The sequence below is a fragment of the Brevundimonas vesicularis genome (genome assembly GCF_032067225.1).
In the GTDB taxonomy this organism is placed as follows: Bacteria; Pseudomonadota; Alphaproteobacteria; order Caulobacterales; family Caulobacteraceae; genus Brevundimonas; species Brevundimonas vesicularis_F.
This window is the reverse complement of sequence record NZ_DAMBJX010000030.1, coordinates 3,268-22,092: the sequence shown is the minus strand read 5'-3', so window position 1 is coordinate 22,092 and position 18,825 is coordinate 3,268. Positions and strand designations below refer to the sequence as shown.

Below are 18,825 nucleotides of genomic sequence, written 5' to 3'. Positions count from 1 at the left end.
CGGCGCTCGCGCCGACCATAGCCAACACGCCCCCAAAGCCGACAATGCAGGCCTTTAATCGCATCCGGTCTCCCCACCGATCCGCTGGACACACACTGCAACCCTCAGGCGCAAGAGTCCAACGGCTTTTGGTCATGGTTTCGTCGCTTTTGAACGAGGACGACCAGCAGCGGTTCCCAAACGAAAAAGGGCCCCGCTGTCGCGGAGCCCTTCGGGTCGTTTGGTGCAGATGGCCTTATTGGCAGGCCAGGCATTCGTCGTAGTCGGTCTTGGGTAGGGAGAAGAGATCCGGCTGATTGGGATCGATCACCTCTTCCGCCTTGTCCTCGGCGCCTGCGAAGGCGGCGCGCTGCACCGACTTAGAGCGTAGATAGTAGAGCGATTTCACGCCGCGTTCCCAGGCGGACCAGTGCAGCATGTGCAGGTCCCATTTGTTCACGTCGCCGGGGATGAACAGGTTCAGCGACTGGGCCTGGCAGATTTCCGGCGCGCGGTCGGCGGCCAGTTCGATCACCCAGCGCTGGTCCAGTTCGAAGGCGGTCTTGAACACGCCCTTCTCGTCCTCGTTCAGGGCGTCGAGGTGCTGAACCGAACCTTCGTTCTCCAGGATGGAGCTCCACACCGCCTCGGTGTTGATGCCCTTTTCGTCGAGCAGGCGCTCCAGATAGGGGTTCTTGACCGCGAACGAGCCCGACAGGGTCTTGTGGGTGTAGATGTTGGCCGGGATCGGCTCGATGCCGGCGGACGTGCCGCCGCAGATGATCGAGATCGAGGCGGTCGGGGCGATGGCCAGCTTGTGGCTGAACCGCTCCATCACGCCGCGTTCCTCAGCGTCCAGGCACGGGCCCTTCTCTTCGGCCAGCAGGCGGCTAGCCTTGTCGGCCTCGCGACGCAGATGCTTGAACAGACGCATGTTCCACGACTTGGCCATGGCGCTTTCGAAGGCCACGCCCTGCCCCTGCAGGAAGGAGTGGAAGCCCATCAGGCCCAGACCCACCGAACGCTCGCGCTTGGCCGAATAGACGGCGGCGGCCATGGCGGACGGGGCGCGGCGGATGAAGTCCTCCAGCACATTGTCCAGGAACCGCATCAAATCCTCGACGAAGCGCGGCTCCTCGCGCCATTCCAAGAAGGTCTCGGCGTTGACCGACGACAGGCAGCAGACGGCGGTCCGGTCCACGCCGAGGTGGTCGCGGCCGGTGTGCAGCATGATCTCGGCGCACAGGTTCGACTGTTTGACCTTCAGGCCCAGGTCGCGCTGGTGCGGCGCCATCTGGCGGTTCACCGTGTCCGAGAAGATCAGATAGGGCTCGCCGGTCTGCATGCGGATGTCGAGCAGCTTGGTCCACAGCGAACGGGCGTCGACGGTCTTCATGACCGCGCCGTCCTTGGGCGACTTCAGGTCGAAGGTTCCGCCGACCTTGACCGCCTCCATGAACTCGTCGGTGACGTTGATGCCGTGGTGCAGGTTCAGGGACTTGCGATTGAAGTCGCCCGACGGTTTGCGGATCTCCAGGAACTCTTCGATTTCCGGGTGGTGGATGTCCAGATAGACGGCGGCCGAACCGCGGCGCAGCGAACCCTGGCTGATCGCCAGCGTCAGGCTGTCCATCACGCGGATGAAGGGGATGATGCCCGAGGTCTTGCCCGCGCCCTTCACCTTTTCGCCGATGGAGCGGACGCCGCCCCAATAGGTGCCGATGCCGCCGCCGTTGGAGGCCAGGGCCACGTTCTCGTTCCAGACGTTCTGGATGCCGTCCAGGCTATCGCCCACCGCGTTCAGGAAGCAGGAGATGGGCAGGCCGCGATCCGCGCCGCCGTTCGACAGGACCGGGGTCGCCGGCATGAACCACAGGCGGCTCATATAGTCATACAGGCGCTGGGCGTGTTCAGCGTCGTCCGAGAAGGCGGTCGAGACCCGCGCGAACATGTCCTGATAGCTTTCGCCCGGCAGCAGATAGCGATCTTCCAGCGTCTTCTTGCCGAAGTCGGTCAGCAGATCGTCGCGCGAGCGGTCGACCTGGACCGATTTGACCACGGTCAGGTGGGGGCGCTCCGGCGTCGGCGTCGCCGCAACGCCTTGGAATTCCGTCGTCTTCAATGCCTCGCCGCCAGCCATGGTCATCTGCGTCCTGAACAAAAAGTCGTTTGAGCCGCCCGCGCCGCGACCACATCATCTTGTGGCCTCTGCGCTCCCCGAGCCCACATATAGGGCGCATATGCCTAATGACCCGTCAACGGGTTGACGCCGACCATTGTGGGCGAATCGGTCGGACAAGTCCCAGCCGTCTGGGGAAAAGCCCGCGTGCAAGCCAGCACGTCCGTTTTACGAGCCTGCGACGGTATGATCACGAACGCGTGATCGGAACGACTGCCCAGCTTGGCCGTTGGCTCGCCCATGACGCTTTCTGACTTACGCGCCTTTTTGATACGCGCCCTGACGGTCGCCCGCACGGAAATCGCCGCGCTTCTGGCTCTGCTGGTCGTCGCCGGCGGCGTTCTGACCTTCGCCGGTCTCGCCGATGAGATGACCGAGGGCGAGGGCCAGGCCTTCGATCTTCATGTCCTGGCGCTGATGCGGCCTTATGCCGACGATCCAGGCCGGCCGTGGGGGCCGTGGTGGCTAAAGGAGGCAGCGGCGGATATCACCTCGCTGGGCGGCATCTCTGTGCTGGGCCTGTTCGCCCTGATCGTGATCGTCTTCCTGCTGAGCCAGCGGAAATGGCTGTCGTCCCTGCTGCTGGTCGTTGGCCTGGCCGGCGGCGTCGTGCTCTCGGAGGGCCTGAAGGCGGTGTTCGAACGCGCCCGCCCCCCTGCCGCCGCTCAGGCGGTAGAGACGATCAACGCCAGCTTCCCCTCCGGCCACGCCCTCTTGTCCACCGTCTTCTATCTCAGCGTCGCCGTCATGCTGACCCGCGCCTTCCCGCGCGAGCGGTTCAAGGTCTTCGTCCTGGGCGTCGGCATTCTGCTGGCCCTGCTGGTCGGGCTGACGCGCATCTATCTGGGCGCGCACTGGGCCACCGACGTCTTCGCCGGCTGGGCGGTCGGCGCGGCTTGGGCCATGGCCCTGTGGCTGGTCGCCTATGGGGTGGCGCGCTGGCAGAAGCGCCACCGTGCGGCGCTGCAGGACGAAGCCTCCCCGATCGAAGCCGCCCCCGACCCTACCAAAGTCTAGGCCCGCCATCCGCCTCGCGGCAGGCTAGTCTGAAGACATGTCGGAGACGCACGCCATGGATCACGCCGCCCTCTACGCCGAACGCCTGAAGACCCCCGACCAGGCCGCCACCCTGATCGTGCCGGGCGCCAAGGTCGCCATGGGCCTTGGCGTGTCCCAGCCGCCGGCCCTGCTCAAGGCCTTGGCAGACCGGGCCGCGCACGGCGAGGTGGAGGATGTGAACCTCTATTATCTGCTCTCGACCGCCATCGCCGGGGAGACGGTGCTGCGCTATGAACTGATGGACTGGATCCGCCCCTGGAGCCTGTTCCACAGCGCCATCGAACGCCGGCTGGAACAGCGCGCGCACGAGGAGGGTCGCCCCAACCCCGTGCAGTTCATCCCCACGGGCTTTCAGCAGTCGCCCCGCCTGTTGTGCGACGAGGTCAAGGTGGACACTCTGATCTGCACCGTCTCGCCGATGGATGCGGACGGCTTCTTCTCGTTCGGGACCAACACCGATTACGCCAAGCCGGTGTCGCAGACGGCGAAGACCGTGATCGTCGAGGTCAATCCGCACATGCCGCGCGTGTTCGGCGACTGCACCGTCCATGTGTCCCAGGTCGCCGGCATCGTCGAACATGCCGCGCCCCTGCTGGTCGTGCCGCGCGCCGAGCCTCAGCCGGCGGACCTGGCCATCGGCCGCATTATCGCCGGCCTGGTCGAGGACGGGGCGACGCTTCAGATGGGGATCGGCGCCCTGCCCAACGCCGTCTGCGACGCCCTGATGGACCACCGCGATCTGGGCGTTCACACCGAGATGCTGACGCCCGGCCTGGTCGAGCTGATGCAGGCCGGCGTGGCCAACCATGCCCGCAAGACCCTGCATCCCGGCGTGGGCGTCTTCGCCTTCTCGATGGGCGACCTCAACACCTATGATTTCCTGGACGGCAATCGCGGCATGGAGGCCCATCCGGTCTCCTATGTGAACGACCCCGCCGTGATCGCGCGCAATGCGAAGATGATCTCGGTCAACGCCACGCTTCAGGTCGACCTGACCGGCGCCTGCTGCTCGGAGTTTCTGAACGGGCGCCAGTTCACGGCCGCCGGGGGTCAACTGGACTTCGTGCGCGGCGCCTATGGATCGGAGGGCGGCAAGTCGATCATCGCCTGTCATTCCACGGCGGCGAAGGGCACGGCCTCTCGCATCGTCGCGCGTCTGGACGGGCCGGTCACCACCCCGCGCAACGACACGCACATCGTCGCCACCGAACACGGCTGGACCAATCTGAAGGGCAAGTCGTCCAGCGAGCGCGCCCGCGCCCTGATCGCCTTGGCCGCGCCGGAGTTTCGCGACGACCTGACGGCGGCGGCGCGCGAGCAGGGCCTGATCTGACGCCGCGCTTGATCTTGGACCGTCTGTCGGGGCTTCTGGCGTCATGAAGACCATCCGCCTGCTGGCCCTGCTGTCCCTGCTGGTCGCCGCGCCTGCCAGCGCGAGGGTGGCCCAAGCCGCCTATGCCACCGATGGCGACTGCAGCGGTCGCCCCATGACCAGCGTGCGGATGGCGCCCGGCTATTGCCTGGGACTGGTCTGGCAGGGCGCGGGGGCCGAGGGACCGCGAATGCCGCGCGGCCTGCTGGCGCTACCCAACGGCGACTGGTTGGTGACGGATCTCGGCAACTGGTATCCGGGCAATGGCGCGATCTGGCGGCTGTCGTTCGGCGCCGACGGTGCGCCGCGCTGGCGACGGCTGGCCCAAGGCTTGAACATGCCGCACACGGCGGCGCGCGGGCCGGACGGGCGCGTCTATGTGTCCGAGATGAACCGCATCCTGATGCTGGACCCCGACGCGGCCGGTCCGGCGGCGACGGTGCGCACCGTGATCGGCGACCTGCCCGACAATCGGCTGCACGCCAATCGCCACCCGCTGTCCAGCTTCGTCTTCGACGCCAACGGCGACCTGCTGGTCAATGTCGGCGCCCCCAGCGACCGCTGCGTGGATGCGCGGGGCAGAGCGCGCGCCAATGCGGCGGGCGCCTGCATCGACAGCGCGGCGACGGCCCAAGTGCGGCGTCACGCCTATCTGGGCAACGGCCGCTGGGCCGAGGACAGCACCGTCTTCGCCTCCGGCCTGCGCAACTCCATCGCCCTCGTGCGGCACCCGTCGGGCACGATCCTGCAAGGCGAGAACTCGGTCGACCTGACCACGCCCGACCATCCCTATGACGAGATCAATGTCCTGCGTCAGGGCGGCCATTACGGCTGGCCCTATTGCGTCGATCTGGCGACGCCCCTGCCGGGCTGGAGCGCGGCCCAGACGCGATGCGGCCAGCGCGACCGCCCGGTCGCCCTGCTGCCGCCCCACGCCGCGCCGCTGGACCTGATCTATTACGATGGGGCGATGTTCCCCGAACTGCGCGGCCGGCTGCTGATGAGCTGGCACGGCTATCGTCGCGCGGGCGGCCGGATCGTGGCGGCCGAGACGGACGGCGAGGGCCGCCCCCTGACCGACATCGGCGGTCGCTACGCCATCTATCCGCGCGGCGCCCTGCCCTATCCCGCCGGCGCGCCCAGCCTGCGCGGCAAGGTTCTGACGCCGGGCTGGGACACGGTCGCAGGCCGTCAGCCGCGCGGCGCGCCGGTCGTGCTGGCCGTCGCCGCCGACGGATCGCTCTGGGTCACGGACGACCGAAACCGGGCGATCTTGAGGATCGCTCGGTCGGATAAGACGCCCTAGCTCTTGCGCGCGTCGCGCTTGGCCAGGACGCGTAGGCGCAGGGCGTTCAGCTTGATGAAGCCGGCCGCGTCCTTGTGGTCATAGGCCTGGACGCCTTCTTCGAACGTCACCAGATCCTGATCGTACAGGCTGTTGGGGCTTTCGCGGCCGATGACCGAGACATTGCCCTTGTACAGCTTGACCTTGACCGTGCCGGAGACGTTTTCCTGGCTCTTGTCGATGGCGGCCTGAAGCATCTCGCGCTCGGGCGAGAACCAGAAGCCGTTGTAGATCAGCTCGGCGTACTTCGGCATCAGCTGGTCCTTCAGGTGCATGGAGCCGCCGTCCAGGGTGATGCTTTCGATGCCGCGGTGCGCCGCGATCAGGATGGTCCCGCCGGGGGTCTCATAGACGCCGCGCGACTTCATGCCGACGAAACGGTTCTCGACCAGGTCCAGGCGACCGATGCCGTTGTCGTGGCCATACTGGTTCAGGGCGGTCAGGATCGTGGCGGGCGACATGGCCTCGCCATTGATCGAGACGGCGTCGCCCTTTTCAAAGCCGATCTCGATGACCGTCGCCACGTCCGGCGCGTCTTCTGGGCTGATCGTGCGCTGGTGGACGAACTCGGGGGCCTCGACCGCCGGGTCTTCCAGCACCTTGCCCTCGGACGAGGAGTGCAGAAGGTTGGCGTCGACGCTGAAGGGCGCCTCGCCGCGCTTGTCCTTGGCGATGGGGATCTGGTTCTTCTCGGCGAAGTCCAGCAGGGCCTCGCGACTGCGGAACTCCCACTCGCGCCACGGCGCGATGACGCGGATGTCGGGCTCCAGCGCATAGTAGCCCAGCTCGAACCGGACCTGATCGTTGCCCTTGCCGGTCGCGCCGTGACAGACGGCGTCGGCGCCGACCTGACGCGCGATCTCGATCTGGCGCTTGGAGATCAGGGGGCGGGCGATGGAGGTGCCCAGCAGATAGTCGCCCTCATATTGGGCGTTGGCGCGGAACATGGGGAAGACGAAGTCGCGCACGAACTCTTCGCGCAGGTCGTCGATGAAGATGTTCTCGGGCTTGATGCCCAGCTTCAGCGCCTTCTCGCGCGCCGGGCCCAACTCTTCGCCCTGGCCCAGGTCGGCGGTGAAGGTCACCACCTCGGCGTTATATTCGGTCTGGAGCCACTTCAGGATGATCGAGGTGTCCAGCCCGCCCGAATAGGCGAGGACGACTTTCTTGACGGGCTTGTCGGCGGGGGCGGACATGGCGGCTCTTTCAGCAAGGGGCGGTCAGTCGGGGAGTTGACGCGCGCATAAGACCGGGGGTGCGGCGATGCAACCTTTTCCGGGTCGCGCGGGGGAGAACATGAACCTTTCGTCATGTTCCATTTGGTCGCGTTGCCAGACCGCAGACCGGCGTTATGGTCCCCTCCAACTGCAATCCCGAGGATATCGCATGCGCCGCACTGGCTCTCTCGTCGCCGCCGCCGCCCTTCTGGCGGTTTCAACGCCCGTCTGGGCCTCCGCGGCCTCTACACCCGCCGCCCAGGCCGCCGGTCAGGCCGCCGCGCCCGCCGTCCAGGCCGCGCCGGTGTCGCAGCTGATCAACGAAGTCGACATCCCCTACACCAAGTTCACCCTCGACAACGGCCTGACCGTCCTGGTCCATGAGGATCACAAGGCTCCCGTCGTCGCCGTCTCGGTCTGGTACAATGTCGGCTCCAAGGACGAGCCGGCCGGCAAGACCGGCTTCGCCCACCTGTTCGAACACCTGATGTTCGGCGGCTCGGAAAATGCGCCCGGCAGCTATTTCACGCCGATGCGCAACATGGGCGCGACCGACATGAACGGGACCACCTATTTCGACCGCACCAACTATTTCGAGACGGTCCCGACTCCGGCGCTGGAACAGGCCCTGTTCATGGAAAGCGACCGCATGGGCTACATGCTGGGCGCCATCAGCCAGGAGACGCTCGATCTGCAACGCGGCGTCGTCCAGAACGAAAAGCGCCAGGGCGACAACCAGCCCTATGGCCTGAACCAATACAAGCAACTGGAAGCCCTGTTCCCCGAAGGCCACCCCTATCGCCACTCGACCATCGGTTCGATGGCCGACCTGGACGCCGCTTCGATGCAGACGGTGCGCGACTGGTTCACCTCCAACTATGGCCCCAACAACGCCGTTCTGGTGCTGGCCGGCGACATTACCCCCGCCAAGGCGCGTGAACTGACCGACAAATACTTCGGCCCGATCGCCAAGGGTCCGGTGAACAATCCCGCCCAGGCCCCGGTGCCGACCCTGTCCGCCCCGCTCAGCGAAACCACCCATGACCGCGTCTCGAACGCCCAGGTCGAGGTCAGCTGGGCCGTTCCCGGCATGCTGGACCCGGATTCGGTGCCGCTCAGCGTCGCCGCATCGGTCCTAGGCGGCCTGGCCTCCTCGCGCTTGGACAATGAGCTGGTGCGCGGCGAGCAGACCGCCGTCTCGGCCAGCGCCGGCAACAGCGCCTTCCACCGCGTCGGCATCTTCGAGATGAGCGCCACGATCAAGCCGGGCGAAGACCCCGCCGCCGTCGAGGCGCGGATGCGTGAAATCCTGAACGGCCTGATCGCGAACGGCCCCACGCAGGACGAGATCAACCGCGTCGTCACCCAATACGCCTCGCGTCGCATCCAGGGCCTGGAACAGGTCGGCGGCTTCGGCGGCAAGGCCACGGCGCTCGCCGAGGGCCAGCTCTATGCCAGCGATCCGGAGTTCTACAAGAAGGAGCTGGCCGCCTACGCCGCCGTCACGCCGGCCCAGGTCAAGGCGGCGATGCAGAAGTGGCTGACCCGTCCGGCCTATACGCTGACCACCCTGCCCGGCCAGCGCGAAGCCTATCAGGAGGCGGCCGCCGCGCCGTCCGGCGCCAACCGCACCCCGGCCCCGGAAATCGAGCGCAAGCCGCGCATGCCCAAGCCCGAGATCGGTCAGGTCGCCAACGTCGACTTCCCGGCCGTCGAGCGCACCCGCCTGTCGAACGGCATGGAGGTGATCTACGCCCAGCGCGACGCCACCCTGACGACGAAGATCGCGCTCGACTTCGACGCCGGCCTGGCCGCCGACGACCGCTCCAAACTGGGTCTGCAGACCCTGATGCTGGACCTGATGGACGAGGGCACGCGCACCCTGAACGCCACGCAGCTGGCCGAGGCTCAGGAAGCCCTGGGCGCAACCATCACCACCGGGGCGACGATGGACAGCTCGGTCGTGCAGCTGTCGGCGGTGACGCCGAACCTGAAGCCTTCGGTGGATCTGATGGCCGAGGTGGTGCGCAATCCCGCCTTCGCCCCGACCGAGCTGGAGCGCCTGCGCGCCACCCGCCTGTCGCGCATCGCCGCCGAGCGGACCCAGCCGGCCGCCCTGGCCAGCCGCGCCTTGCCGGAACTGATGTATGGGCCGAACAGCCCCTATGGCCGTCCGTTCAGCGGCAATGGCGACGAGGCCAGCGTCAAGGCGATCACCGACGCCGATATCCGCGCCGACTACGCCAAGTGGATCCGCCCGGACAACGCCAAGTTGTTCGTCGTCTCCGACCGGCCCCTGGCCGAGCTGACGCCGATCCTGGACAGCGCCTTCGGTCAATGGGTGCCGCCCGCATCGGCCAAGGCCGTCAAGGACTTCTCGGCCCCGATCCCGGCCGCGACGCCCAAGATCGTGCTGATCGACCGCCCGCAATCTCCCCAGTCCTACATCATGGGCGGCGAGGTCCTGGGCCTGTCGGGCACCGACGACCTGTTGGTGCTGAACGCGGCGAACAATGTGCTCGGCAACGACTTCCTGTCGCGCATCAACTCGGATCTGCGTGAGACCAAGAGCTGGTCCTACGGCGTCAACGCCTCGGTCAATCCGTTCGCCGGACGCGTGCCCTATCTGGTCACCGCCCCGGTCCAGGCCGACAAGACCGGCCCGGCTATCGAAGCCCTGAACCAGCAGTTCAACGACTTCCTGTCGGGCGGCAAGGGCGTGACGCCCGAGGAGCTTCAACGCACGATCAACGGCAACACCCGCCGTCTGGCCGGCAGCTACGAGACCTCGGCCGCCGTCCTGGGCGCCATGCGCTCCAACGCCCTGCTGGGCCGTCCGGACGACTATCCGGAAACCATCGCGGCACGCACCAACGCCCTGACCGCAGCCCAGCTGGACGCCGCCGCCAAGGCCGCCATCGACCCGTCCAGGTTCGTCTGGGTCGTGGTCGGCGACGCCTCGGTGGTCAAGCCGCAACTGGACGCCCTGGGCATCCCTGTCGAGGTCCGCGCGGCGGCCCCCGCCGCCCAGTAGGGCGACGACAAGCCGAAACGACGAAGGCCCGGAGAGCGATCTCCGGGCCTTTTCTCTTTGCCGTCATGCTCGAGCCTGACCCGACGATGAAGCCTTTAATCCAGCGTCGCGCTCGTCGTGCGCATGATCTCGGCGCGCAGTTCGGGCAGACCGAGACCCTTTTCCGACGAGGTCAGGGCCACCACCGGGAAGGCGGCGGGGCGTTTGGAGATCGCCTTCAGGGTCGCGGCCTGCACGGCCTCGCCCTCGCCCTTCTTCAGCTTGTCGGCCTTGGTCAGGACGATCTGATAGCTGACGGCGGCCAGGTCCAGCGCATCCAGCGCCTCCGCATCCACCGACTTCAGCCCATGGCGGCTGTCGATCAGCAGATAGACCCGCTTCAGCGTCACCCGGCCGCGCAGATAGTCGCGGCCCAGATCCTGGAACTTCTTGACCGTGGTCTTGGACGCCTTGGCCCAGCCATAGCCGGGCAGGTCGACCAGACGCATCCGGCCGTCCAGGTCGAAGAAGTTGACCTCGCGCGTGCGGCCCGGCTCGTTCGAGGCGCGGGCCAGCTTGTGCATGCCCACCAGCCCGTTGATGAGGCTGGACTTGCCCACGTTCGAGCGGCCCGCGAAGGCGATCTCGGGCAGATCGGGGTCGGGCAACTGCTCGATCTTGGCCGCGCCCATGACGAAGGTCGCAGGCCGCGCGAACAGGACGCGCGCCGCCTCGATGTCCTCGGGCGTGAACTCGGTCTCGTCGATCACGCCGGTGACTTCTTGAACCGGGCGAAAAAGGTATCGATCGGGTTCTCGGCCTTGTAGCGGTGCATGATCACATACTGCTGCAGGATGGTCAGGATGTTGGACCAGGCCCAGTAGATCAGCAGACCCGCCGCGAACGGCGCCATAATGAAGGTGAACAGCAGCGGCATGAACTGGAAGATCTGGCGCTGGACCGGATCGGCCGCCGGCGGGTTCATCGCCGTCTGCAGCCACATCGTCAGACCATAGGCGATCGCCAGCAGACCCAGGTGCAGCGGGCCGGCCAACAGGCCGCCGATCAGCGGCGCCATCGCCGGATCCCACGGGATCAGGCCGAACAGGTTCCAGATCGACGACGGGTCGCGCGCCGACAGGTCATGGATGAAGCCCAAGAACGGCTGGTGACGCATTTCGATGGTTACGGTCAGCACCTTGTACAGGGCGTAGAAGACCGGGATCTGCAGCACCAGCGGAAGGCATCCGGCGACCGGATTGATCTTCTCGCGCTGATACAGGGCCATCGTCTCCTGCTGCTGCTTCTGCGGGTCGTCTTTGAATTTCTTTTTGATCTCCTCCATCTTGGGCTGGAGGTTCCGCATCTTGGACATCGAGGCGTAGGCGTTGTTGGCCAGCGGGAACATCACCAGCTTGACGATGACGGTCAGGGCCAGAATGGCGACGCCGAAGCTGCCGACCAGGCCATAGACGTTCTCCAGGATCCAGAAGATCGGACGCGTCAGGAACCAGAACATCCCCCAGTCGATCGCATAGACGAAGCGAGGCAGGTTCAGGCTCTGCTCATAGGATTTCAGCACCTCGGCGCGCTTGACACCGGCGAACAGGCGTTGGGTCTCGGTCGCTGTCGCGCCGGGCTGGATGGTGCGGGTGGTGCCCAGGACATTGGCTTCCAGCTGCTGGGCGCCGTTCAGGTCGCGCACGCGGAACTCGGTTTCGACCGCCTCGTTCTGCTGGGGCAGCAGGGCCGCCAGCCAGTATTTGTCGGTGATGCCCAGCCAGCCGCCGGTCGAGGCATTCTCGATCCGCGGCTCCTTCAACCAGTCCTTGTATTTCTTCTGCTCGGTCCGGTAGTCGCCCGGCTTGCCGAAGGTGCCGATCGCGCCCTCGTGGACGATGTGCGACGAGCCGGCTGCGGGCGGCACGCCCTGGCGCTGGACGCTGCCGTAGGGGGCGATGGTGATCGCCTGCGTGCCCAGGTTCTGGACCGTGTCCTGCACCGAGAACACGTATTTGTCGTCGACCGAGATCACGCGCGTGAAGCGCAGGCCCTGGCCGTTGTCCCACGTCAGGGTGACCGGAGTCGTCGGCGTCAGGGTCGAACCATTGGTCAGGCGCCAGACGGTATTGGGTCCGGGCACGCCGCCGGCGACATTGGGGCCGGTCCAGCCGAACTGGGCGAAGTAGGCGTTCTGCATTCCCTGCGGGCGGAACAGCTCCACCGGCTGGGGTTTGTCCTGAACCTCGCGGTAGTCGGTCAGGAACAGGTCGTCGATCCGGCCGCCCTGAAGCGACAGCGACCCCTTCAGCGTGCCGGACTGGATCGGCACGCGCGCGGCGGTGCTCAGCGCCTGGCTGCGGTCGGTGACGAAGGTCGGGCCCTGCGGGCTCAGCGCCGTGCGCGCGGCGTTGTTAGCGGTCTGCGACTGCTCGGCCTGGGCCTGCTGTTGCACGGCGCGGCGCTCGGCCTGCGGACGCAGCACGGCGAAATAGTAGATCCCCATGATCAGGACCGAGCACACGATGAAGATGATCGTGTTGCGCGTGTTTTCGTTTTTCATGGATTCTGGCGGTCCTGGCCGGAGGGGGCGCGGGCGTGCGAAGGCCTGTTGGCCTTGGGTGTCGCCAGCCTTGTAAGCGTCGATTTCACGTCGTCAAGCAGACGGTCCCACGCACGCTCGGTCGTGCCCATGCGGGCGATGAAGACATAGTCGCTTCCGGGCACGCCATGCTGGGCCAGCATGGCCCGTGCGGCCTCGCGCAGACGGCGTTTGGCGCGGTTGCGCTGAACCGCCCCGCCGATCTTCTTGGTGGCGGTGAAGCCCAGGCCGATGTGCGGCGAACCGTCGCCGCGCTCCAGCCGCTGAATCACCACGGCGCCGCGCGCCTCGGAAACGCCTTTGGCGGCCGCCAGGAACTGGGGCCGCCGCAACAGACGCTTGATCTGTAAAGGGTCGCTCATGCGTCCAAAAGATCCGGACGCGTAAGCCGCTTACGCCGTCAGGCGCTTGCGGCCCTTGGCGCGACGGCGCGCAACAATCTTCTGGCCGTTCTTGGTGGCCATCCGGCTGCGGAAGCCGTGACGGCGCTTGCGCACGAGTCGCGACGGCTGATAGGTCCGCTTCACGGTCGGCTCCTGACGTTAAAAGGTTGGGCGACGGGGCAAGAGGCGTCCGCCGCAGGAAGGGCGGGCGTATAAGTCGCATGTCCGCGTGAGTCAACGCTCGGACGGCATTTCGGGACGATGAAACGGATGGCGAAACGAACGGCGAAGGAATGGGCCCTGCGGCTGGCGCCGTTGGCGGCCATCGCCGGCCTGGTGATCGCCTTCTTCGCCTTGGGCTGGAACCGCTATTTGTCGATGGATCTGATCCGCGAGCACGGGCTGAACCTTCAGGCCTATGCGCAACAGAACTGGTGGATCGCGCTGGTCGCCTTCATCGCCGTCTATGCCCTGGCGACCGCCTCGACCATTCCCGGACCCGTTTTCCTGACCCTGCTGGGCGGGATGATGTTCGGCCCCTATGTCGGGGCCCTGGCCCAGTCGACGGGAGCCACCATCGGTTCGGTCGTCATCTATTATGTCTATCGCACCTCGATCGGTTCGTGGCTGCGCGCCAAGTTCGAGGCCGACGCCGGCTTCATGGATCGGCTGGCCAAGGGCATCGACCGCAACGCCTTCACCACCCTGTTCACCTTGCGCGTGATCCCCAGCGTGCCCTTCGTCCTGGTCAACGCGACGGCGGGGATGATGGCGGTGCCGCTCAGGCCCTACATCATCGCCACCTTCATCGGCCTGCTGCCATCCACCTTCATCTATACCTGGATCGGATCGCAGCTGGGCGACCTGCTGCGCGCCGGCGTTCGGCCGGACCTGCCGATGCTGCTGCAACAGTTCTTCTGGCCGTTGATGGGCGTGGTCTTCCTGTCCCTGCTGCTGCCCATCGGAATCAAGCTGTTCCAGATGATCCGTGCACGGCGGATCGGGGCGACGGCGGCATGAGCGTCCTGTTCGACCGGATCGCGGCGCGGCTGAACCTGACGCCGGACCAGGCCAATCTCTGGCGCGAGCGCCTGACCCCGCGCGCGCCCGACGGTCTGTCGGCGCGGCTGCTGCTGCTGACCGTCGCCTTCACCCTGGCGGTCGAGGCTCTGATCCTGGGCCCGAACCTGGCGGCCTTCCATGAGCGCTGGCTGCGCGACCGGCTCCAGGCCGCCGAACTCGCCTCGGTCGGGGTCGAAGCCCTGCCCTATAGCGCGGTCGAGGACGACACGGCCGCCGAGTTGATGCGGATCGGCGGGGTTCAGGCGGTCGCCCTGACAGAGCAAGGCGTGCGCCGCCTGCTGCTTCAGGCCCCCAACCTGCCCCGCGCGCCCGAACTGATCGACCTCAGGCGTCAGGACAGCTGGTCGCGCCTGACCGACCCTTGGCGCACCCTGTTCGGACATCCGGACCGCTCGCTGAGGGTTCAGGCCAAGCCGCGCTATCGCTCGGGCGACTTCATCGAGATCGTCACCCCCGCCCAGCCGTTGAAGCTGGAACTGCGTGCCTTCCTGCTGAACAGCCTGCTGGTGTCCCTGCTGGTGTCGGTGACGGCGGGCGCGCTGCTGTATGGCGGTCTGGCCCTGCTGGTGCTGCGGCCGCTTCGTCGCGTCACCCGCTCGATGGAGCGTTTCGCCGCCGATCCCGAGAGCGAGGCCGAGGCGCCGTCCGATCGCCACGACGAGATCGGCCGCGTCGAGCGCGAACTCAGCCGGATGCAGGAGGAGGTGCGCCATTCCCTGCGCTCTCGCGCGCGTCTAGTCGCGCTGGGCGAGGCGGTGGCCAAGATCAACCACGACCTGCGCAACATGCTGACCTCGGCCCAGATGGCGTCCGAGCGGCTGGCGACCTCCGCCGACCCGCAGGTGGCCAAGGCTCTGCCCCGGCTGGAGCGCGCGCTCAGTCGCGCCGCCGGCCTGTCCCGCAATGTGTTGGAGTACGGAAAGAGCGAGGAGCCTGCCCCCCAGAAGACCCGCGTCGTCCTGACCAAGGCTCTGACCCTGGCGGCCGAGGACGCCGGACTGGACCCCGACGGCGTGCGCCTGGTCAAACAGCTGCCGCCCCGGTTCGCCGTCGAAGCCGACCCGGATCAGCTGTATCGCATCCTGGTCAATCTGATGCGCAACGCCCGTCAGGCCATCGAGGCCGATCCGACGCGTCCGCCCGAGCGACGCGGCAAGGGCGCCATCACCGTCAGCGCCTTTGGTCAGGACGGCTTCTGCGTCGTGCGCATCGCCGACGACGGCCCCGGCATTCCGCCGCGTCTGGCCGAACGCCTGTTCGAACCCTTTGTGAGCTCAAAGAGCTCGGACGGTTCGGGCCTGGGCCTGACCATCTCGCGCGAACTGGCCGCCCTTCACGGCGGCGACCTGCGGCTGGTCGAGACCGACGGAACAGGCGCAGCCTTCGAACTGCGCCTGCCCGGCTAGGCGATCAGGCCGCCTTCAGGGTCGCCATGTCGATGACGTAGCGGTAGCGCGCCTCGCCGTTCTCGATCTTCACATAGGCGTCGTTGATCTCGGCGATGTCGATCATTTCGACCTCGGGGGCCACGCCGTTGGCGGCGCAGAAGTCCAAGACGTCCTGGGTTTCCTGAAGATTGCCGATCAAGGAGCCGCCGACCGTCTGGCGTTTGAAGGCCAGTTTGGAGTTATCGACCCCGTCCACGACATCGAGATTGCCTACGACGATGAAGGCCGCATCGCGCTTCATCAGGTCCAACAGGGCGCCGATCTCGTGCTTCTCGGGCACGGTGGACAGGATGAAGTCGAACGTCCCCGCCAGGGGCGCCAGGGCCGTCTTGTCCGTCTCGATATGGGCCGCGTCGGCGCCCAGCCGCTTGGCGTCCTCGATCTTCTCCGGCGTCGAAGTCAGGACGGTCACTTCCGCCCCCAGAGCCTTGGCCAGCTTGGCCGCCATATGGCCCAGACCGCCAAAGCCCAGGACGGCGACCTTGTCCCCCGCCTTGACGCCCCAGTGTTTCAGCGGCGACCACGTGGTCACGCCGGCGCACAGGATGGGCGCGGCCGCCTTGGGGTCCAGGCCTTCGGGGATGCGCAACACGAAGTCCTCGGGCACGACCACCACATCGGAATAGCCGCCGTAGGTATTGTCCCGGCCGTACATGTTGGCGCCGTCTTCGGTCTCGGCCGCTGGCGTCATGGGGCCGTTATAGGTCGCCAACCAGCTGTTCGGACCCTCGCAGTAGTTTTGATCGCCGGCGTTGCAGGCTTCGCATTGGCGGCAGCTGTCGATCATGCAGCCGACGCCAACCAGATCGCCTTCCTTGAAGCGCGAAGTCTCGGCGCCCGCCTGTTTGACCCGCCCGACGATCTCGTGGCCCGGCACGCACGGATAGACCGTGTTGGCCCATTCGTTTTTGACCTGGTGGATGTCGGAGTGGCAGACGCCGGCGTAAAGAACCTCGATCACCAGCTCGTTGGGCTTGGGATCGTCGCGCTCGAACGTCATGGGCTCGAGCTTGGACCGGGCGGTCTTTGCGCCGTAACCGATTGATTGGAACATGAAAGTCTCCGGGGGCAAGGGGATGTTGCCGAAATCCCCCGCGCTCGAAGACGTTCCAGCGTCGCCCTATTCCAGACCGTCGTCGGACACGACGAAGAGCCGGTTCTCCGCCTTGGCCTGGGCCGCCAGCTCCTCCTGGACCAGATGCCAGCGCCGCAGCCGCTCATAGTCGATGGCGTGCTCGGGCGAGGCGTCCAGCCAATGGCGGAAGTCATCGATCTGAAGCCGGGCGTCCACGGCGGTCGTATCGGGCAGAGCCGGCACGTTCGGCAACTGGCGCGCGACATCCGCAGGAATAGGGAAGTCGCCGGACGCGGTGCTCAGGATCATCGGTCTTCTCGGATAGGCTGCGGTCGAGAGAGATCGACCATGACGCGAAGCCGAGCCTTTCGCCACCTTTTCATCGCTGCGGCGTTGTGCAGCAGGATCACAATGGCCAAGCTGCGTAGAGCGCCTTGGCCTCGGGAGAGACAGTCATGATCGTTCGCACCGCCGTCGCCGCCGCCCTGCTGGCCGCCGCCCTGACCGCGCCCGTCGCCGCCCAGACGACGACGGCGCCAGCGACCGCCGACCCCTATCGCGATCAGCGCGCCCTGCCCGACCCGGCCGATCCCGCCAGCCGCAACGCCCTGCTGAAGGCGCGGGGCGAGGCCTATCATCGCGCCAGCGACGCCCAGCAGACCGAAGAGGAACTGCGCACCACCCGCGCTCTGAACGACGAGATCGCCGCCCAGAACGCGCTGGCCGACAAGACCGACGCCGACAACCGGCTGAACTACGACGCCGCCTTGGCCCGTCATCAGATCGAGGTCAGCCAGGCCGAGGAACAGGCGCGCGCCGCCGCCGAGACCGCCCGCTTGGCCCAGGAGAAATACGACCGCGACTATGCCGCCTGGCAGGAACAGGTGCGACTGTGCCGCACGGGTTTCCGCCCCGCCTGCACCGCCCGACCGGCGTGGGTCGCGCCGGCGCAGTAAACGTCATCAGTCCGCCTTGGCTTTCGCCTCGGCGATCAGCGCGTCGTCGATTTCGCGGGCGCGCACAGCGGCCGGGCGTGTCGTGATCCGTTCGGCATAAGCCGTGAAGGCCGGCCGTTCAGGCAGGCTCTTGAACATCAGCCCCCAGGCGATCTGACTGCCGACATAGACGTCGGCGGCGCTGAACCGCTCGCCAAGGATCCACGGACTGCGATCCAGCGCATGTTCCAGCCCGTCGATCACCTGATCGAACGAGCCGTAGCCGACCATGGTCGACTTCTCGGGCGGCGGCAGTTGGCCCAGAGACTTGGCCGTCACCGCCGCCTCGACCGGCCCGGCGGCGAAGAACATCCAGCGATAATAAAGGCCGCGTAGCGGATCGTCCGTCGACGGCGCCAGGCCGGCTTCAGGAAAGGCGTCGGCTAGATAGGCGCAGACTGCGGCGCATTCGGTCACGACGACGCCGCGATGGGCGATGGCCGGCACCTTTCCCATCGGATTGATCGCCAGATAGTCCGGCGACTTCATCGCCGCATAGTCGACCACGACGGTGCGATAGGGCTGGCCCACCTCCTCCAGCATCCAGCGGACGATGCGTCCGCGCGACATGGGGTTGGTGTAGAAGACGATCTCTTCGCTCATGGCGTGCTCTCCCATTTTTGTTGGGCCTACCGTGCTTGGCGCTGCTTGAGGCCGACTATTCCCCCGGCCTGTCGCTTCGCGGCTTGAGGCCGGTCAGCCCGCGACCATGCTCATGTCGCGGCGCGCCATCATGCGATCGAACTCGCTCCAGACGCCGTCGGCGCCGTGCCAGTCGCCCTGCGTCGCCGCCTTGGAATATTCGGTGGCGCGGGCCTCGAAGAAGTTGGCGTGTTCGACGCCCGACAGCAACGATTGCAGCCACGGCAGCGGGTTTTCCGTCACGCCGAACACTTCCGGCAGCTTCAGCTGGCGCAGGCGCCAGTCGGCGATGAAGCGGATATATTGTTTGATGTCCTCGGGGGTCATGCCCTGCACCGAGCCCATCTCGAAGGCCAGGTCGATGAACTTGTCCTCCATGTTCACCACCGTCTTGCAGCAGTCGACGATGTCGTCCGCGACCGACTTGGTGACG

17 protein-coding genes are annotated in these 18,825 nt (G+C 66.7%); 7 read left to right on the top strand and 10 right to left on the bottom strand.

Annotated features, from left to right (window positions below; all coding sequences use genetic code 11):
• Positions 1-235: 235 nt before the first annotated feature.
• Entirely contained in the window at positions 236-2,125 is a 1,890-nt protein-coding gene (locus RT123_RS09490; RefSeq protein ID WP_066553809.1) for a ribonucleoside-diphosphate reductase subunit alpha, read from the bottom strand.
• 273 nt (positions 2,126-2,398) lie between these two features.
• Here RT123_RS09490 and RT123_RS09485 point away from each other — a divergent pair, with 273 nt between their 5' ends.
• The 3 genes from RT123_RS09485 to RT123_RS09475 are packed head-to-tail and all read left to right on the top strand — an operon-like array spanning position 2,399 to position 5,895.
• Entirely contained in the window at positions 2,399-3,175 is a 777-nt protein-coding gene (locus tag RT123_RS09485; RefSeq protein WP_313008884.1) for a phosphatase PAP2 family protein, read from the top strand.
• 55 nt (positions 3,176-3,230) lie between these two features.
• Positions 3,231-4,550: an acetyl-CoA hydrolase/transferase C-terminal domain-containing protein gene (locus RT123_RS09480; protein WP_313008883.1), complete on the top strand. Its 1,320-nt coding sequence runs from the start codon at positions 3,231-3,233 to the stop codon at positions 4,548-4,550.
• A gap of 43 nt (positions 4,551-4,593) precedes the next feature.
• On the top strand, positions 4,594-5,895 hold the full coding sequence (locus RT123_RS09475; protein ID WP_313008882.1) for a PQQ-dependent sugar dehydrogenase: 1,302 nt from the start codon (positions 4,594-4,596) through the stop codon (positions 5,893-5,895).
• On the opposite strand, the gene RT123_RS09470 is transcribed toward RT123_RS09475, so the two are convergent.
• Positions 5,892-7,130 carry an argininosuccinate synthase gene (locus RT123_RS09470; protein ID WP_066625161.1) on the bottom strand — a complete coding sequence of 413 codons (1,239 nt, stop codon included), beginning with the start codon at positions 7,128-7,130 and terminating at the stop codon, positions 5,892-5,894. The two genes, RT123_RS09475 and RT123_RS09470, sit on opposite strands and share 4 nt — an antisense overlap.
• A gap of 190 nt (positions 7,131-7,320) precedes the next feature.
• Here RT123_RS09470 and RT123_RS09465 point away from each other — a divergent pair, with 190 nt between their 5' ends.
• The gene (locus tag RT123_RS09465) at positions 7,321-10,185 is read left to right on the top strand and encodes a pitrilysin family protein (RefSeq protein ID WP_313008881.1); all 2,865 of its coding nucleotides are present in this window, start codon (positions 7,321-7,323) and stop codon (positions 10,183-10,185) included.
• Between the two features lie 95 nt (positions 10,186-10,280).
• Here RT123_RS09465 and yihA read toward each other — a convergent pair whose 3' ends face one another.
• The 4 genes from yihA to rpmH are packed head-to-tail and all read right to left on the bottom strand — an operon-like array spanning position 10,281 to position 13,293.
• Positions 10,281-10,934 carry a ribosome biogenesis GTP-binding protein YihA/YsxC gene (gene yihA / locus RT123_RS09460; RefSeq protein ID WP_313008880.1) on the bottom strand — a complete coding sequence of 218 codons (654 nt, stop codon included), beginning with the start codon at positions 10,932-10,934 and terminating at the stop codon, positions 10,281-10,283.
• Positions 10,931-12,727 carry a membrane protein insertase YidC gene (gene yidC, locus RT123_RS09455; RefSeq protein ID WP_313008879.1) on the bottom strand — a complete coding sequence of 599 codons (1,797 nt, stop codon included), beginning with the start codon at positions 12,725-12,727 and terminating at the stop codon, positions 10,931-10,933. Before yidC ends, yihA begins: the two co-directional genes overlap by 4 nt.
• Positions 12,724-13,128 (bottom strand): ribonuclease P protein component, encoded by a 405-nt coding sequence (gene rnpA, locus RT123_RS09450; protein ID WP_137720379.1) that lies wholly within the window; start codon positions 13,126-13,128, stop codon positions 12,724-12,726. Before rnpA ends, yidC begins: the two co-directional genes overlap by 4 nt.
• Positions 13,129-13,158: 30 nt before the next feature.
• Complete coding sequence (rpmH, locus tag RT123_RS09445; RefSeq protein ID WP_003164000.1) at positions 13,159-13,293, bottom strand: 50S ribosomal protein L34; 135 nt, start codon at positions 13,291-13,293, stop codon at positions 13,159-13,161.
• Positions 13,294-13,419: 126 nt separating this feature from the next.
• On the opposite strand from rpmH, the gene RT123_RS09440 reads away from it, so the two are divergent.
• The gene (locus tag RT123_RS09440) at positions 13,420-14,169 is read left to right on the top strand and encodes a TVP38/TMEM64 family protein (RefSeq protein ID WP_165114511.1); all 750 of its coding nucleotides are present in this window, start codon (positions 13,420-13,422) and stop codon (positions 14,167-14,169) included.
• Positions 14,166-15,638 carry a HAMP domain-containing sensor histidine kinase gene (locus tag RT123_RS09435; protein WP_313008877.1) on the top strand — a complete coding sequence of 491 codons (1,473 nt, stop codon included), beginning with the start codon at positions 14,166-14,168 and terminating at the stop codon, positions 15,636-15,638. Before RT123_RS09440 ends, RT123_RS09435 begins: the two co-directional genes overlap by 4 nt.
• A 4-nt stretch (positions 15,639-15,642) precedes the next feature.
• Here RT123_RS09435 and RT123_RS09430 read toward each other — a convergent pair whose 3' ends face one another.
• Together RT123_RS09430 and RT123_RS09425 are read right to left on the bottom strand one after the other, a co-directional pair.
• On the bottom strand, positions 15,643-16,734 hold the full coding sequence (locus tag RT123_RS09430) for an NAD(P)-dependent alcohol dehydrogenase (RefSeq protein WP_313008876.1): 1,092 nt from the start codon (positions 16,732-16,734) through the stop codon (positions 15,643-15,645).
• Between the two features lie 66 nt (positions 16,735-16,800).
• Positions 16,801-17,064 carry a hypothetical protein gene (locus RT123_RS09425; RefSeq protein WP_313008875.1) on the bottom strand — a complete coding sequence of 88 codons (264 nt, stop codon included), beginning with the start codon at positions 17,062-17,064 and terminating at the stop codon, positions 16,801-16,803.
• 146 nt (positions 17,065-17,210) lie between these two features.
• Here RT123_RS09425 and RT123_RS09420 point away from each other — a divergent pair, with 146 nt between their 5' ends.
• Positions 17,211-17,711: a hypothetical protein gene (locus RT123_RS09420; protein WP_313008873.1), complete on the top strand. Its 501-nt coding sequence runs from the start codon at positions 17,211-17,213 to the stop codon at positions 17,709-17,711.
• A 6-nt stretch (positions 17,712-17,717) separates the two neighbouring features.
• Here RT123_RS09420 and RT123_RS09415 read toward each other — a convergent pair whose 3' ends face one another.
• Both RT123_RS09415 and RT123_RS09410 read right to left on the bottom strand, forming a co-directional pair.
• A complete protein-coding gene (locus RT123_RS09415) occupies positions 17,718-18,353 on the bottom strand; it encodes a glutathione S-transferase family protein (protein ID WP_313008872.1) in 636 nt (211 codons plus the stop codon).
• Between the two features lie 93 nt (positions 18,354-18,446).
• Positions 18,447-18,825: ribonucleotide-diphosphate reductase subunit beta (locus RT123_RS09410; protein WP_313008870.1), on the bottom strand; the 379-nt coding region annotated here is incomplete at its 5' end.